16 protein-coding genes are annotated in these 16,216 nt (G+C 61.7%); 11 read left to right on the top strand and 5 right to left on the bottom strand.

The window, feature by feature from the left end; translation table 11 throughout:
* Window positions 1–158 precede the first annotated feature (158 nt).
* A complete protein-coding gene (locus ACV4UY_RS11060; protein WP_491607650.1) occupies window positions 159–2,459 on the bottom strand; it encodes a hypothetical protein in 2,301 nt (766 codons plus the stop codon).
* A 313-nt stretch (window positions 2,460–2,772) separates the two neighbouring features.
* The gene (locus tag ACV4UY_RS11055) at window positions 2,773–3,657 is read right to left on the bottom strand and encodes a PstS family phosphate ABC transporter substrate-binding protein (RefSeq protein ID WP_491607649.1); all 885 of its coding nucleotides are present in this window, start codon (window positions 3,655–3,657) and stop codon (window positions 2,773–2,775) included.
* 483 nt (window positions 3,658–4,140) lie between these two features.
* Between ACV4UY_RS11055 and bioB the strand changes: the two genes are divergently transcribed.
* Genes bioB through pyrF form a run of 4 tightly spaced genes read left to right on the top strand, consistent with a single transcriptional unit; the run spans window position 4,141 to window position 8,057 of the window.
* A complete protein-coding gene (gene bioB, locus ACV4UY_RS11050; protein WP_491607670.1) occupies window positions 4,141–5,142 on the top strand; it encodes a biotin synthase BioB in 1,002 nt (333 codons plus the stop codon).
* Window positions 5,135–5,785 carry a dethiobiotin synthase gene (gene bioD / locus ACV4UY_RS11045; RefSeq protein ID WP_491607648.1) on the top strand — a complete coding sequence of 217 codons (651 nt, stop codon included), beginning with the start codon at window positions 5,135–5,137 and terminating at the stop codon, window positions 5,783–5,785. The genes bioB and bioD overlap by 8 nt, the downstream gene beginning before the upstream one ends.
* Window positions 5,782–7,095, top strand: a complete 1,314-nt coding sequence (locus tag ACV4UY_RS11040) for an adenosylmethionine--8-amino-7-oxononanoate transaminase (protein WP_491607647.1) — start codon at window positions 5,782–5,784, stop codon at window positions 7,093–7,095. Before bioD ends, ACV4UY_RS11040 begins: the two co-directional genes overlap by 4 nt.
* Window positions 7,096–7,127: 32 nt before the next feature.
* The gene (gene pyrF / locus ACV4UY_RS11035) at window positions 7,128–8,057 is read left to right on the top strand and encodes an orotidine-5'-phosphate decarboxylase (protein ID WP_491607646.1); all 930 of its coding nucleotides are present in this window, start codon (window positions 7,128–7,130) and stop codon (window positions 8,055–8,057) included.
* Between the two features lie 375 nt (window positions 8,058–8,432).
* On the opposite strand, the gene ACV4UY_RS11030 is transcribed toward pyrF, so the two are convergent.
* Window positions 8,433–9,098 (bottom strand): hypothetical protein, encoded by a 666-nt coding sequence (locus tag ACV4UY_RS11030; RefSeq protein WP_491607645.1) that lies wholly within the window; start codon window positions 9,096–9,098, stop codon window positions 8,433–8,435.
* 68 nt (window positions 9,099–9,166) lie between these two features.
* Between ACV4UY_RS11030 and ACV4UY_RS11025 the strand changes: the two genes are divergently transcribed.
* From ACV4UY_RS11025 to larB, 5 genes are all read left to right on the top strand, one after another.
* Window positions 9,167–10,300 (top strand): AI-2E family transporter, encoded by a 1,134-nt coding sequence (locus tag ACV4UY_RS11025; RefSeq protein ID WP_491607644.1) that lies wholly within the window; start codon window positions 9,167–9,169, stop codon window positions 10,298–10,300.
* Window positions 10,301–10,391: 91 nt separating this feature from the next.
* Window positions 10,392–10,661: a flagellar biosynthesis protein FliQ gene (fliQ, locus tag ACV4UY_RS11020; protein ID WP_491607643.1), complete on the top strand. Its 270-nt coding sequence runs from the start codon at window positions 10,392–10,394 to the stop codon at window positions 10,659–10,661.
* Between the two features lie 20 nt (window positions 10,662–10,681).
* Window positions 10,682–11,476 (top strand): flagellar biosynthetic protein FliR, encoded by a 795-nt coding sequence (gene fliR / locus ACV4UY_RS11015; protein WP_491607642.1) that lies wholly within the window; start codon window positions 10,682–10,684, stop codon window positions 11,474–11,476.
* A gap of 13 nt (window positions 11,477–11,489) precedes the next feature.
* Window positions 11,490–12,716 (top strand): nickel pincer cofactor biosynthesis protein LarC, encoded by a 1,227-nt coding sequence (gene larC / locus ACV4UY_RS11010; protein WP_491607641.1) that lies wholly within the window; start codon window positions 11,490–11,492, stop codon window positions 12,714–12,716.
* Window positions 12,706–13,467, top strand: coding sequence for a nickel pincer cofactor biosynthesis protein LarB (larB, locus tag ACV4UY_RS11005; protein ID WP_491607640.1), 762 nt, complete (start codon window positions 12,706–12,708; stop codon window positions 13,465–13,467). The genes larC and larB overlap by 11 nt, the downstream gene beginning before the upstream one ends.
* 21 nt (window positions 13,468–13,488) lie before the next feature.
* Here the strand turns inward: larB and ACV4UY_RS11000 are convergent, their stop codons facing one another.
* Window positions 13,489–14,064, bottom strand: coding sequence for a L,D-transpeptidase family protein (locus ACV4UY_RS11000; RefSeq protein WP_491607639.1), 576 nt, complete (start codon window positions 14,062–14,064; stop codon window positions 13,489–13,491).
* Window positions 14,057–14,743, bottom strand: a complete 687-nt coding sequence (locus ACV4UY_RS10995; RefSeq protein WP_491607638.1) for a Bax inhibitor-1/YccA family protein — start codon at window positions 14,741–14,743, stop codon at window positions 14,057–14,059. Before ACV4UY_RS10995 ends, ACV4UY_RS11000 begins: the two co-directional genes overlap by 8 nt.
* 235 nt (window positions 14,744–14,978) lie before the next feature.
* Here ACV4UY_RS10995 and ACV4UY_RS10990 point away from each other — a divergent pair, with 235 nt between their 5' ends.
* A complete protein-coding gene (locus ACV4UY_RS10990; protein ID WP_491607637.1) occupies window positions 14,979–15,614 on the top strand; it encodes a TetR family transcriptional regulator in 636 nt (211 codons plus the stop codon).
* A gap of 230 nt (window positions 15,615–15,844) precedes the next feature.
* On the top strand, window positions 15,845–16,216 hold a 372-nt coding region (locus tag ACV4UY_RS10985; protein WP_491607636.1), incomplete at its 3' end, for a hypothetical protein.

Here is a 16,216-nt window from a genome sequence, read left to right as displayed (position 1 = left end):
CAGGCCCGTTGTCGTTTTATTTGAGTGTGCATGCACAACGCGGGCCTGGAGAGTCGCTCTCCAGGCCCGTTGTCGTTTTATTTGAGTGTGCATGCACAACGCGGGCCTGGAGAGTCTCTCTCCAGGCCCGTTGTCGTTGGTGGATTGGAAGGAGCGGATTATCCGGTCGCTTCGGAGGGTGTGGGCATGATCCCCTTGATCTTGCCGAAGCTGTTGAACTCCTTGTCGGAGAGATGGAATGGGGCGCTGGCTGCTTCTTTGGGGGTTTGCGGGAGTTGTTTCAGATCTTCGAACATGCGCAGACAGGCGTGGCGCCCCAACTCCCGATAGGCCTCGAACTGCGCCTCGTCGAAGAACTGATCGGCGGTGGTCTGTTCGGGGAACTCCCGGTTCATGCGCTGATAGGTCCAGACACACTGCGGAAGCTCCTCGAACAGGCAGGTGTTGATGTAGATCAGGACCCCTTCCTGTTTGTCCAGATAGGTGATCGTGCCGATCAGATACGGAGTTTTGCACAGTTTCTTGCCGGCGGAGAGCTTGGGCGGATCGCTCTCGGGTTGGTCATCCGGGCGCATGGGGGTGGTATCGATGTCGATTTCGGCGCCGAAGTCCACGCGCACCTTCTGGATCAGGTTGCCCAACGAATCGAAGGTGTTCTGGGGGTCCGCGCCCGCGTCGCCGATGATGATCAGGGCGCACTGGCGACGGATCAGTTCATAGGCGGCCAGGTTCTCGAAGTGTCCGCCGTCGGCCAGGTGGATGTATTCTTGCGATTCATCCAGTTTGTTGCGGAACAGTTCCTTGAGAATGGAGGGGAGCCATGGGGGAGTGGATGGCTGTTTATCGTGATTGGGATTGATTTCCGGATTGGGGTTGATGCACCAGTATCCCAGACGGATGTTGAGCAGCGTCATGAGGAACGAGAGCGGCCCGAAGCGGGTGGCGCCGGTATTGGGATCCACCGCCGCCCCGGAGATGGTGAAGGCCGTGGCCAGGGAGAATTTTTCGTCCGCAAAATCTTTGGTAAGCCGGTATCCGGTGGCATCCGACCCGCAATAGAGCGGCGAGAAGATGAAGTTTTCGCCACCGCGACCCGCCCGTTTGGGGTTTTTCGAGGTGAGCGTGTTCAGGGTGGTGTTGACGAGGTGATAGGGTCGCTGTTTGCCCAGTTCGTGCAAGGGGAACAGATCGGCGTCGTCGCGAGAGGGGTATTCGGGTTTGTTCAACTCGGATGGGGTGCCGGAGGGCATGAAGGCCTCGCGCAACCGGTCGCGGTAGTAACGGTGCATGGAGACGTTGTTGATGTTGGCGCAACCGGCGAAGCACGACACGATGAGCGGAATCAGGGTGAAGGACATCTCCTCGCCTTTCCAGCCATCGGCCCAGAGCATCATGGCCACATGATAGAGCCAGACGATCAGGAGGAAGAGCAGCAGGCTGGTACCGATGACAATGGCCTGGGCGAGCCAGCCCTGTCCTTCGTTGTTGTTGCGGCGCAAGGACCAACCAGAGGCTACGCTGGCCGCGCTGGCCAGGGCCGCGACGCTGGTCATCTTGAACCAATGGCTGACGAACTGTTCCATGAAGGGCAGGGAGCCGAGGAGGAGCAGACCGGCTGTGAACCATAAGGCTTGGCCAAAGCGTTTGTTCGCCCAAAGACGCGTTGCATAGGATCGGCCCGTGGCGCTGAGATAGGCGTAGATCAGAGAACCCAGGAATCCCAGGGTCAGCGTCGCGGCCAGCCCGGCCATCATGAAGGCGTCGGCGACGACGATTTTTTGGCTTTGTTGGATGTTCAGTTCGGTTCGATCGCAGTTTTTGGCCTGGATGCACGCTTGGGTGAAGGTGTTGCCGGGACAGAGTGTTTGCGCGGGTTCTCCGGAGATCTCCAAACAATTGGCGTAGCGGAAATGGGATTGAATCCAGTTGATTTGCTTGTCAATCGGGGTGGACAACAGAACGGCGGCGCCCCAGAAGATCGGCAGCAGGATGATCAGGTTGATCAGCACGCCGCGCAGGATGGCGGCCAGCAGGGCCCAGGAGTTCAGGCCCGTGGTTGGGGTCAGGTAGTTGCCGCGACTGCGGATCCAGTTGACGCGACGCCGTTCGATGCTATCCAGCGACGAATCGGGCTCGGCGAACGGGAAGGCGGGTTTGGTGGGGGATGGTGTGGTCTGATCGCAATGGGTGAACCAGGAGTAGGCCGCGCCGATGTAGCCGCCGCCCGAGACCGTGGAGAGATAATGGATTTTTTCCATCCATTTTCCCTGACTCAGCCCTTGCAACACCCCCAGGTTGAAGGCCGCCGAGCGGATGCCGCCACCCGAGAGGCCCAGGCCGATGAGTTTGTCGGAAGAGACGCCCAGAAGCTCCTTTTCCTTTTCGAGCACGGAATCGATGGTTTTTGCGTTGGATTGGCGTGGGAGAGAGGATGTTTGGATTTCCGGATCGCCATTCATGGCTTTTCCTTATGGGGTTTGAGGGTTTCGAGTGTACCTTGTCGCGTTGAATTCAGCCTTGTGTTGATGATTTTGGATGAAGCTACATCTTAAAAAAAGTTTGGTCAACCGATTTTGTTGGAAACATCGCACAATCATTTCATCAGAATTATTTTTTTAATTATAATCAAGAGCCTGCCAGGCTTTTGCCAAGCAGTTCCGGAACGAGAACGGGCCTGGAGAGTGACTCTCCAGGCCCGTTGTGATGCGACAGGATCCTTGGTTCGACGGGTGGTTCACGTCGGTGCGTCTGGCACGAACACCCGGGGAGGGGTTATTGGGCCGGGCAGGTGACCGGACGGGCGGGGGCGAATCCGGATTTCTGAACCTGACACTGACCGGCATCGCTCAGAATCCATCCCAGATAGTTTTTCACCTCCCCTTGCGGCATGCCGTTGGTGTACATGAACAGCGGTCGGGAGATCGGATAGCGGCGGTTCATCACGTTCTCGATGGTGGGTTCCACCAGTTCGGTGCCGGATTCCCGGGAGATTTTCAATTTTTTGACCCGGTTGGACTCGAAGGCCATGCCGATGTAGCCGATGGCGCAGGGGTTGCGACCGATCTGATCCACCACCTCTTCGGAACTGCTCACGTCGCGGCTCTCCATGTTGTGTTTGAAGTCCCGGCGTTCGCCCAGCACCACCTCCTGGAAGTAGTCGTGGGTGCCGGAGTTGATCTGTCGTCCGACCAGATGGATGCGGTTGCCGGGACAGTTCGGCACCCGCACCCCGAATTTGCCCCAATCGTCGATCGTGCCTTTGCTGTCATAAACCTCTGCCAGGGCGGCCATGGAGAGCCAGGAAAGGGGATTGGTGGGATGGACCAGGATGGCCAGGGCGTCGTGGGCCACCAGATGCTCCATGGGGCGGACGCCGTTGGCTTCGGCGGCGATGCGCTCCTTGATCTTGATGGGACGGCTGGCGTTGGCCAGATCCACATGGTTGTTGATCAGGGCCGAGATGCCGGTGCCGGTGCCGCAGCCGCGGATATCGACGCTGATTTCGGGATGGGCCTCGTGATACTGGGTGGCCCAGGCCTGGGCGAGATGGAGAAAGGTGTCCGAGCCCCGGTTGGTGATGACGGATGCGGCAGAGACCGCCCCGGACCAGGAGAGGAGCACGAAGGCGAGGAGCAGCGCGGGAACGGATTTTTTCATATTGATTTCCTTGGGTTTCATCTGGGCGATGAATGGATTTGGTTGAATAGGGTCGATCGTGAATCCATGGTGTTATTGTGGATATGGTTTGTGAATCTTGAATAAAGGTTTGTTTATGGTTCTGTGAAATAGTGGAACGCGCATCGCGGAACGGTTCGGGGGACTCTTCGAGGCGTTTGTGAACGTGGCGTGGGATCCCCGGCCCATCCCCCATCCGATCCCCCATCCGGTCCCCCATCCGATCCCTGGTGCAAAGCGCGCGCTTGGGGCAAAATCAGAGGCGGTCTGGTGATTCCATCCTGGAATCTCCAAACCTGCGCGAATCGAAAGAAATCGATTCGTGCTTTGCAAATTGCTTCGCACTTTGGCGGGCCATGCATGGCCTGCGTCGGCTGTTGGGCACATGCCGAACAGCCTCCAGGAGGGTTGCGGGTTTTTGGGTGTTTTGTCGATCTTTTGAAAGGGTTATTTTCCGTGGAATGGATGCCTGCCGAATCCCATGCGTTTTGTCGCCGGCTTGCCGGTCTGGCCCTGGAGGGGGCGCCGATCCCGCGCGCGGAGGCGATCCGCGTGCTCACCGATCCCGGCATTCCGCTGCTGCCGCTCCTGGATGCGGCGTTCGTGGTTCGCGAACGTCATTTCGGACGCGGGGTGCGGGTGCATATCTTGAACAACGTCCAGAACGGGCTCTGTCCGGAGGATTGCAACTACTGCGCGCAGGCCACCAGCAGCGCCGGCGAGGTGCCGGTCTACCGGATGAAGTCCGAGGAGGCGATCTTCGATGAAGCGAAAAAGGCCCTGGATTCGGGGGCCTATCGCTACTGCCTGGTGCTTTCCGGGCGCGGTCCGGGGGATGAACGGGTGGAACACCTGGCCGGGGTCGTCTCGCGACTCAAGGCCGCCTTTCCGATGGAGGTGTGTTTGTCGGCGGGGTTCATCGACGCCGGCCAGGCCGCGCGCCTCAAGGAGGCCGGACTCGATCGCTACAACCACAACCTCAACACCTCCGAGGAGCGTTACGGCTCCATCTGCCACACCCACGGCTACGCGGACCGGGTGGCCACCCTGACTGCGGCCCGTTCCGTGGGTCTGGAGGTGTGCAGCGGCCTGATCCTCGGCATGGGCGAGGGGCCGGATGAGGTGGTGGAGGTGGCCCTGACGCTCAATCGTCTCGATGCCCGCTCCATTCCGGTCAATTTCTACGTGTACGCGCCTGGATCGAAACTCGGTGAACAGAATCGCCTGACCCCCGAGTATTGTCTGCGGGCGTTGTGTCTGTTCCGATTCCTGAACCCCTCTGCCGAGGTGCGTGCCGCCGGGGGACGGGAGGCCAATCTGCGCGGCCTGGAATCCCTGGCTCTCTATCCGGCCAACTCGCTGTTCGCCGAGGGGTATCTGAACACCGGCGGTCACGGGGCCGACAAGACCCTGCGTCTGATCGAGGATGCCGGCTTTACCGTGGAACGGGTGGAAGAGCATGCGTGATTCCGGCACCGGGGTGTTCGTCACCGGCACCGATACCGGCGTGGGCAAGAGCATCGCTTCGGCCTGGCTGGTGGCGCGGCTGGGGGCCTGCTATTGGAAGCCGGTGCAGTCGGGACTGGAGGAGGAGAGCGACAGCCAGTTGGTGGCGCGCTTGTCCGGGGGCGGGCGGATCCTTCCTGAGCGGTTTCGCCTGAACGCGCCGCTTTCGCCTCACGAGTCGGCGCGACGGGATGGAATCGTGATCCGGCTGGAGGATTTCGCGCTTCCGAACACCGGCGGTTCGTGCCTGGTGGTGGAGGGGGCGGGCGGGGTGCTGGTGCCGCTGAACCATCGGGAGACCATGGCGGACCTCATGGTGCGGCTCGCCCTGCCGGTGGTGGTGGTGGCGCGCACCACGCTGGGCACCATCAACCACACCCTGTTGACCATCGAGGCGTTGCGACGCCGCGATCTGGAGATCCTCGGGGTGATTTTGTCCGGTGTGCCCAATGCGGTCAATCGCACCGCGATCACCGATTTTGGCGCGGCCCCGCTTCTGGCCGAGATCCCGTGGCTCGCTCCCATGACTCCGGAGGTTCTGGCGGCGGTTCCCCCCTGGGATCCGGAGCGCTGGATGATCATGCGGCGGAGGCTGGGGCTGTGAACCTCTCTCCCGAACACCTGATCGCCCTGGATCGGGCGCATGTCTGGCATCCTTACACCCAACAGGCCACCGCACCCGTGCCGGTGCCGATCGCCTCGGCGCGCGGAGCGTGGCTGCACGGGGTGGACGGCACGGATTATCTCGATCTGATCGCCTCGTGGTGGGTGGCCATCCACGGTCATGCCCATCCGGTGATCGCCGAAGCGATCGCCACCCAGGCCCGGACCATGGCCCAGATCATCTTCGCCGGCCTGACCCACGAGCCGGCGGTTCGGCTGGCCGAGGCGCTGGTCAAGACTCTTCCGGCGGAGCTGACGCGGCTCTTCTTCTCCGACGACGGCTCCACCGCCGTCGAGGTGGCCATGAAGATGGCCTTGCACTACTGGCGCAATATGGGCCAGAGCCGCGGGCGTTTCCTGGTGTTCGAACACGGTTACCATGGCGATACCGTGGGCGCCATGTCGGCGAGCCGCTCTTCCGGCTTTTTCGAGGGGTATGGATCCCTGCTGTTCGGGGTGGACACGGTGCCGTTCCCGGCCACCTGGGAGGGGGATGCGGAGGTCGAGCGCAAGGAACGCGAGGCGCTGGAGGCGTTGGAACGTTATCTGGAGGCACACGGTTCCGACTGCGCGGCCATGCTGATCGAACCGCTGATCCAGGGCGCGGGCGGGATGCGCCTCTGTCGTCCGGCGTTTCTGCGCGCCCTGGTCGCGCGGTTGCGGGCGGCGGGGGTGTTGTTGATCGCCGATGAGGTGATGACCGGATTTGGCCGCTGCGGCACCCTGTTTGCCTGCGAAAAGGCCGGCATCGAACCGGATTTCATCTGTCTTTCCAAGGGGCTGACCGGCGGATTCCTGCCGATGGCCATCACCGCCTGTCGCGAGGGGATCTACCAAGCCTTCCTGGGCGAAACCTTCGACCGGGCCCTGGCCCATGGACACTCCTTCACCGCCAATGCCCTGGGCTGCGCGGCGGGTCTGGCCTCCTTGGCGTTGTTCGACACCGAGAACACCCTGGAGCGGGTGACAGCCATCGAGGCCGTGCATCGGGAGCGTCTGGCCGCGCTGGGCGGGCGGATCCTTTATCCGCGCACCATGGGCGCGGTGGCGGCCTTCGAGTTGGCCCTGCCGGATCGCCGCTATGGTTCGGCCTTCACCCCACGCCTGATCCGCTTTTTTCTGGAACGCGGCCTGATCATCCGTCCCCTGGGCGCGGTGTTGTATCTGATGCCCCCCTATTGCATCACGCCGGAGGCGTTGCATCGGGGCTGGGATGGCATCGAGGCGGCGGTGGGGGCGTTTTGCGAGTGAGTGGAACTCTTGATTCAGGTTTGGAGCGACAAATGTCCCATTTCGCGGATCGTTGGATCGGACGTGCCTTGCGGGTGCGTTCGCGGGTGGTGGTCGGACTGGATCCGGAGGTGGAGCGGTTTCCGGCCCAGTTGCGGCAGAGGTTGAAGGATGAGCCCACCGAGGAGCGGCTGGAGGAGACCCTTTTCGAGTTCAACCGCGCGGTGATCGAGGCGAGTGCCGGCGAGGCGGTCGGTTTCAAACCCCAGGTGGCCTTCTACGAGCAGTATGGCACCGCCGGTCATGTGGCGTTGCGGCGTACCATCATGCTGCTGCGGGACATGGGGTTGCCGATCCTTCTGGATGGCAAGCGCAACGACGTGGCTCATACCGCGCGGGCCTATGGGATCGCCTGGCTGGCACGGGAGCATCCGGTGTTCGGCACGCCGAATCCGTGGCGTGCCGATGCCTTGACCATCAACGGCTATCTGGGTCGGGACGGGGTGGCGCCGTTTCAGGAGGTCAATCCGGAGGCTGGATTGTTCGTGCTGGCCAAGACCTCCAACCCCTCGTCCGGGGAGTTGCAGGATCTGGCGTTGGCCTCCGGGGAGACGGTCGCCGAGCGGATGGCGCTGTTGGCGGAGTCGTGGGGCGCGGCATCGATTGGTGCGCATGGTTATGGCAACGTGGGGATCGTTGTGGGCGCGACCTATCCGGCCCATGCCGAGCGGTTGCGGGTCTTGGCCCCGCATGCGTTGTTCCTGATGCCCGGCATCGGCGCCCAGGGCGGATCGCTGGAGGCGGTGACGCGGGCTGCCGGGTTCAACGGGGTGGGGGCGTATGCGGCGGCGTCGCGCGGGGTGATGTATCCGTTCAAGCCCGGCGAGATTTCCGGTCCTGGTTGGCGGGTCGAGGTGATGGAGCGGGTGGCTGTGGCGGCCAAAGAGTTGCGTGAGGCGGTGAATGGGGCTTTGCCGGGGTGAGGGGTTCAAGAGTCGGGGGGGCGGTGTTCCCAAGGTCTTGAAGTTTGATGTTCTTGGTTCTTCTTTCGTAACAGTCCCTTCTTTCATTATTGCAGGGGTCCGGGGACCGCAAGGTCCCCGGCGGAGGTTTGGAGGCAGAGCCTCCAAGGTTCTGATTTTGCCTTTGTCTTTGGCGCGCTTTACAAAAAAGCGTTTTTTCGCGTTTTGTGCGAAAAAACGCTGCGCGCCGCCTTGGCTGCGGCATTGTTTCGCGTTTTTGGCGAAACGCTGCCGCGAACATGGCCTGGAATCAGGCACGCGTCGTCTTCCGCGCCCGACTCGTCGTCGTTTGTGGGCGACGGGTCGGGCGCATGGGTGGAGACCAGGACGTTCCGCTCAGTTTTTCACACTCTTCAAGAACACGATGTCCGCCACCTCGCCGCGGTGATGATGCAGGGAGTCGAGCTTCTGCATGATCTCGGTGAGGCGCTGCTGGGAGGCGGCCAGTTGCATGTCCGGAGACGGGGTGGTCCCGGCCTTGGCAACCGGCTTGGCCTGATCCTTGCTTGACTTCAAGAGCTTCTGATATTTGGCGTTTTCCGCATCATAGGCATTCTCGGCGGCGCGAATGTGGCCAGCCAGCTCGTTGAGCTTTTTGGTGCGCGCCTCGTTGGATTCCGGATAGGTCCAGGTGCGGATGCCGAGGGGGCCGGGGGCGCCGCCGGGCTTGCGCGCGGTCTGCGTGGGCTTTCGGGCGTTTTTCCTGGCGGTGGCCTTGGCGTCCGGCTTGGCACCGGCCTTGGCCTTGAGGTCCATGGTCTTGTCGGTGGGACGCTTGGCGACTTTGGCCTTGGCCATGCGTTGTTGCTTTTTGGCGAGGACCACCTGACGCACATGATCCTTGTCTTTCCTGGCCTGGGCGGCGCGAGCAGCCTCCTTGCCCTTGGCGGCCTCGGCCTTGTTCGCCTTGGGCGTTGCCGGGCCGGGTTCGTCGCTCCAGGCGGCGGTCAGCGGCGCGGCCACGAGCAACAGGGCCAAACAGAGGGAATAAAACAGTTTCATGGTCTTCTCCTTGCGTCTGGGTAAGCGTCCTCGACATGCTTTGCGCATGCAAATAGTGATCGACAACGATGGATAAAACCGAATCCCCCACGACGACCACGGGCCATCCCTATCAGGAAGGGTTTCTGTTGACCCTTCTGGTTCTGGCCATTGGCGGCATGGGGTGGCTTTTCTCCCCGTTTTTGCCCGGATTGTTTCTTGCGGCCCTGCTGGCGGCCTCGACCTATCCGCTCCATCGGCGGATTTTGGCCCGCATGCCTAATGAATCGGATCGCGCCGCGCTTTTCATGACTGTTTTGATGTTTTTTTTGGTGGTGAGTCCGATTTTGTATCTGCTGGTGGCCACCACCGTGAAGGCCGGCACCCTCTCCCGCGACATCCAGGAGTGGTTCGCGGGATTCGCCACCCCCGAGGCGTTGACCGCGGAGCTGCGTCGTCTGCTCTCGGCCCTGCCGATCCCGGAGTATCCCCGCGAAGAACTGATCGGCTGGATCGGCGACAATCACGTCCAGGTGGGCAAGGGGATCGGCCTGGTGCTCCTGACCCTCTTCAAGGGAATCACCAACAACGGCCTGGCGTTTTTCGCCTCGCTGCTTCTGGTGGTCTTCGCGCTCTTTTTTTTCTATCGGGATGGGCCGCGCCTGGCCCGTCATCTGAAAATTCTCTCTCCGCTCTCCAACCACTATGACGACATCCTCTTCGGTCGCTTCACCGCCCTGGCCACGGTTCTGACCACCACCATCCTGGGGGTGGCGTTCTTGCAAGGGGTGTCGTTCTCGCTGGTGACCGCCTTCATGGGACTGCCGTGGTTCTACCTGGGGGTGGCGATCGCCGCCTCCTCCTTCATCCCGGTGGTGGGCGGGGTGGTGGTGTGGGCCCCGACCGCCTATGTGCTCTTTCTGCACGGCCATCCGGGCCAGGCGCTCTTTCTGGCGCTGTGGGGCGCGCTCGTGACCGGATTCCTCATCGACAACATCACCCGTCCGATCCTGATGGGCTGGCTGGCCAATCAACAGAAAGAGGCCGGCAACGGGGAACTCCATGTGCTCGACTATACCCTCTTCACCGTGCTCTCGACCTTCGGCGGCCTGATCCAGTTCGGCATCCTGGGGCTCTTTTTCGGACCGATCCTGGCCGCCATGGCCATTTCGGTCTTCGAGGTCTACGAGATGATGCATGCCGAAAATCTGGATCGCACCTGAGTCAGCCATCACGCTTGGCATGAGTTTTGGATTGGGCTAACATGATGAACGACCGTCATACCTCGTCAATCCCTATCGGAGCAGCTCTCCCATGCCTGTGACCACGGTTCTGGAACTGGTGAACGATGCCTTGAAGATCGCGCTGCTGATCTCCGCGCCCATGCTCCTGACCGCCCTGGTGGTGGGTATCGTCATCTCCCTGTTCCAGTCGGTCACCCAGATCCAGGAGATGACCCTCACCTTCATTCCCAAAATCCTGGCCACCTTCTTCGCCCTTTCGCTCACCTTGCCGTGGATGATGGAAACCCTCATGGATTACTTCGCCAAGCTTTTCGACACCATCCCACGCATGGTGCTGTGAGCCGGAGAGAGAGCCATTCCATGGAACCCACGGCCCTTTTGGATCTCTTCGGCCTCTCCACGGGCGAGATCGAGCGGCTGCTTCTGATCTTCTCGCGCCTCACCGGCATGTTTCTGGCCGCGCCGCTCTTCTCGCGCAGCGTCGGCCCGAGCCGCATCAAGGCGTTGTTGCTCATCGCCCTGACCGTGGTGATCTATCCGCTGGTATCCCCCTGGGGTGGCGAGGGCAAGGGGAGCATCGTGGCCATGGGCTGGGCCGCCATCACCGAGGTGATCATCGGCGCGGTCTTCGGCATGCTGATTCACTGGGTGCTGGTGGCCGTGCAGGTGGCCGGCGGCCTGATGGGATTCCAGATGGGCCTCTCCATGGCCATGGTCATGGATCCCACCTCCGGGGTCCAGGAGGGCGTGCTCTCCAACATTCTGTACATGACCGCATTGATGCTTTTTCTGAGCTTCAACGGTCATCACCTGATGGTCGAGGGGATCGCGCGTTCGTTTGCCACCCTGCCGCTCGGTACCGGCCTGCCGCATACCGAGGATCTCTTGCGCGGCGGCGTGGAGATGATGGTGCGCATGTTCAAGCTGGCCCTGATCATCGCCGCGCCGGTCATCGGCACCACCAAGCTGTTGTATCTGGGCATGGGCCTGATCAACCGCGCCTCGCCGCAGATCCAGGTCTTTTTCGTGGCCATGCCGATCGCCCAGATCATCGGATTCGTCGTCATGGGGCTGACCATGGCCATCTTTGGGCAGGTCATGGTCTCCGAGATGGAGTCCTTCATCACCGCAGCCCTTCACGTCCTGAAATTGTGATTCGATAACGACCATGCGGATGCATCTCGATCTGGAGGCGGGGATCTCCGGCAACATGTTCATGGCGGCCTGCCTGGACGCGGGGCTGGAACCCAAGTCGTTGCGCGCGGCACTGGCCACCCTCGGACTGCCGGGTTGGACGCTGGATCTCAAGCGCGGACGACGTGGTGGGGTGCGCGGCATCCACGCCGCGATCCGTCTCTCCCAGGAGCACGAGCAACAGAGACAACTGCCGGCGATTCTCGGTCTGATTCGGGGCGCCGAACTTCCGGATCCGGTCAAGGCGCTGGCTGAGAAAATTTTCGTCAAGCTCGCCGAGGCCGAAGCCGTGGTCCATGGGATCCCGGTCGATCAGGTCCATTTTCACGAGGTGGGCGCGGTCGATGCCATTCTGGACATCGTGGGCGCGGCCTTCGCGGTCTGGAAGATGGGGGCCACGCGCATCACCGCCTCGGCGGTGCCGACCGGTTCGGGTTCGGTGCAGTGCGCCCATGGACGCATGCCGATTCCGGCTCCGGCGGTGATCGAACTCTTGAAACGCCATCAGGCCCCGCTGCGCGCCGATCCCGTCGAGGCCGAACTGGTCACCCCGACCGGAGCGGCGATCCTGGTTGTCCTGGCGGAGCGTTACGGAGCGCCCGATCTCCCGCGCATCGATCGGGTTGGATATGGTTTGGGAAGTCGCGATCTGCCCGGTCGCGCCAATCTGATGCGGGTGTTGATCTGCGACGGCGACGAAGAGACGACCTCCCCGATCACGGATATGGACCGGGAACGGGTGGCGGTGCTTTCCGCGCACATCGACGACATGAATCCGGAGTGGTATGGCCCCTTGTGGGAGCTGTTGTTCCAGGCCAGGGCGCTGGATGTGGCGCTGATTCCCGTGACCATGAAGAAGGGACGACCGGGGGTGCGCCTGGAGGTGGTGTCCGCACCGGGGGATGAGGAGAGTCTGGCGCGGGTCATCCTGGCCAACACCACCACCCTCGGGGTGCGCGTGGCGTTGATGGATCGTTATGTGCTGCCGCGCGAGGAGCGGATCTTGAAAACTCCGTGGGGCACGGTCCGCGCCAAGGAGGCTGCCGGCATCTGGCGGGTGGAACACGAGGATCTGGCCATGCTCGCCCGGCGTCAGGGATGGTCGCTCTCCCAGGCCCAGCAGCACCTGATGCCCTTTCTGGCCGAGGCGGCGGGGGAGCAACTGGCGCCGGTGGTCGAGTTCAAATCCTATGACTTCTGAGCGGATTCATGCCCTGTTGGTCGAGGTGGCCGCGGGCCGGATGACGGTGGAGGAGGCGTCGCGCCAGTTGAGCGGGTTTCCGGTGGCCTTGTGTCACCAGGATGGGGAGGTGGTGGCGCGACTCGATACGCAACGGGCGGTGCGCCATGGTTTTCCCGAGGTGATTCTGGCGCAGGGCAAGCGGTTCGCCCATCTGGAGGCGATCATCGAGCGGGCGTTGCCTGGCGGGGAGCCCCTGTTGATCACCCGTTTGACCTCCAAGCGCATCCGACGGTTGCAGATCCGATTTTCGGTGTTGATACACGAGCCGGGCACCGACTGCCTGTTTCGCGTCGGGTACGAGGTGCGGGAGCCGCGCGGATTGGTCGGGGTGTTGTGCGCCGGAACCAGCGATATCGGAGTGGCTCGCGAGGCGGCGCTGGTGGCCCGGTTGATGGGAGCGCGGGTCCAGACCCATTTCGATGCCGGGGTGGCCGGGTTGCATCGGTTGCTGGCCGCGGACGAACTGTTGCGCACCGCGCGGGTTTTCGTGGTGGTGGCGGGCATGGAGGGGGCCTTGCCGTCGGTGGTGGGCGGTCTGGTGAACAAGCCGGTGATCGCGGTGCCGACCTCGGCGGGTTACGGGGCGGCCTTCGGGGGGCTGACCGCGCTGTTGGGCATGCTCAACAGTTGTGCGGCCAACGTCACGGTGGTCAACATCGACAACGGCTTCGGGGCCGGTTATGTGGCCGGGCTGATCAACCGGTCGTGAGTCGGATGTCCGGGCTGGGAATCACCGTCCCGGTTCTTCCGGGGGCAGGATATGGACCAGGGTGCCGGGTCCGACCTTTTTGAACAGACGCGCCACATGGGTATCGCGCATGCGAACGCAGCCCGCCGAGGCCGGCGTGCCGAGCCGGCCCACATGCGGGGTGCCGTGGATGTAGATGTAGCGTTCCCGTGAATCGAGGCCCGGACCCTGGTTGTGGCCCGGTTCCAGCCCTTCGAGCCAGAGAATCCGGCTGGTGATGAAATCTCCCTCCCGCCTCACACCCGGTGAGACGATCTCGCCGGTGGCCTGACGGCTTTTGAAGACCATTCCCAACGGCGCGTCCGCGCCGATCATCGCTCCGATCCGATGCATTCCCGTGGGGGTGCGACCGCTATCCTGTTGGCATCCGAAGCCGGCAAGCCCGGTCGAGACCGGCCAGATCCGCCTGGCGGGTTTTGGCAGGGTGCGACCGTGCGCGTCGAGTCGCCCGAGCAACCGCAACCGTTGCGCGCCTCCGAAAACGACGATGGCGGGCTGGATGCCATCCCAGCCCGCCATGCGCAAACGATTCCGGATTCGGGCCAGCGACTTACTCATCGCCTCCCATCAGGCCGAGCAGACGCAACAGGCTGGTGAAGAGGTTGACGATGTTCAGATACATCGAGAGCGCGGCCACCGAGGGGGAGACGGCCCAGGGGTTCTCTTTGAGTTGCTGGGTCTCGAACAGGATGTAGCCGGCGAAGATCACCGAGCCGATGGCGGACAAACCGAAGGCCATGGCCGAGGATTGCACGAACAGGTTGATCAGGCCACCGATCACCACGATGATCAGCCCGGCGAAGAGCATGCCGCTCATCATCGACAGATCGCGTTTGGTGCTCAGGGAGTAGACCGACAGACCGGAGAAGATGGCTCCGGTGAGGAAGGCGGCCTGTCCGACCACCCCGGCCATGCCGGCGCCGACGTAGTGGGCGATCACCGGGCCGAGGGAGAGTCCGGAGATGCCGGTGAACAGAAAGAGGGTGGCGGCGTTTTGCACCTTGAAGGCCAGGAACATGGCGCCGAACATCATGAAGAGCAGCACGAAGGGGTGTTCGCGGGCAAAGGGCAGGGTCATTCCGATATAGCCGGCGGCCACGGCGACGATGAGGCTGGCGGACAGCATGGCATAGACCTGCTTGAGGTAGGTGGTGACCTCCGCTTCGCTGTGGGGTTTGACCTGGATGGCGCTACCCCAGGGGGAGTCTTGGGTGGGATATTTGGGTTCGTTGTACATGGTTGGATCTCCGGGGGTCGGTTTGGATGCTGTTTTGTGAACGCATTCATGGATATGGTCATGCCTTTCTTGGATGTCAATCCTAGCATGAAGCATTTTGACGTGCAATTGAATTGCAAAATATGCAGGAAGTGTGTCATGATGGTTGTCGGGGGGATGCGAGGCGGGATGGTGCTCAACGCAATGAACAACCGTTTGTAAATGTTTTCTTTTTCAATGGGTTCTGGAGATTCGCATGTCCCTCGATGATGATCGTGCCTCTGGTTTGAATCGTGAACCCCTCAAGGTGGACCGTCGTCGTCGCCCGGAGAGACGCCTGGAGATTCTGCGTGCGGTCATGACCCTGCTGGAACAGGGTAACCGTCGGGTCACCACCGCCGAACTGGCAGCCCAGGTGGGACTCTCCGAGGCCGCGCTTTATCGTCATTTTTCGGGCAAGGATGCCATTTTTCAGGCCCTGACCGACTATTTGAAGGATCATCTCTTCCATTTTTCCGACAAGATCCCGACGGATGTCTCGCCCTTGGCCCGTTTGCGGCTGTTGTTGGAGTATCATTTGCAATTTTTCGCCGAGCATCCGGGGCTGTGTCGGATTTTTCTTGTCGAGGGGGTGATGACCCCGGCGGAGAGTCAGGTGATGAGCCGCATCGTGCGGGAGTATGTCCGACTGATCAAAACCATCCTGAACGATGCCCGGGATGCCGGGGAGGTCTCCGCGTCCCTGGCCCTGGATGCTGCCGCGGACTTCTTCGTGGGTTTGATCCAGGCATCGACCCTGCGTTTCGTGATCAGCGGTTTCACGGTCACGCCGACCACGGATCTGAGCGATTCCTGGGAGTTCTTCCGTCTCGGGGTCGGCGCCGGGGGCTAAACCGCCCCCATTTTGGGTGGTGCCTTACGTTAACCTGGCAGGTCGAGATGGCAATGAAATCCACTCATGAACCGTCCAGACATGGTTAGCGAGTCCTGCAGCCATGGCTGGTGTTCGGGGTTCCCATTAGTCCGTTTTTGCACTTCCTTCACCACCTGGAGACAATGCTCCGCTGTACGCTTTCCGGGTACAACATGCAGTAGCAAACGACTTTCTGGATCCATGGCTACATGGTCCCAATTGTCACCGCATTCCTCCTCTTCCGAAGCACAATGTTCCTCTTTTTGGAACACAAAACTCTGTTTGCCGTCGAAACGATACCGGAAGCGCCATCATTTGGAGCCGTTGGGTTGGAGCAGGATGGACAGGCCGCGTTCATCCGCGATACTCTTGGGTGCGGATGTGGGCTTGAGGTTGCGCAATTGGGTATCGGACAGAGGCATGGCGTGATGCCTCGGTTTGCGGCGGATGTGTGTAGTGGGTTGCCCGAATCCTCGATATACACACGATCCTACACACACCAAACCTGGATATCTATACGCATCCTTGGAACGCCTTGGAAACAAAAAAGCCAGCAACTGTTTAATTTTGCTGGCTTCTTG

Source organism: Candidatus Magnetaquiglobus sp. (assembly GCF_058402785.1).
This window is presented reverse-complemented; position numbering and strand designations above follow the sequence as displayed.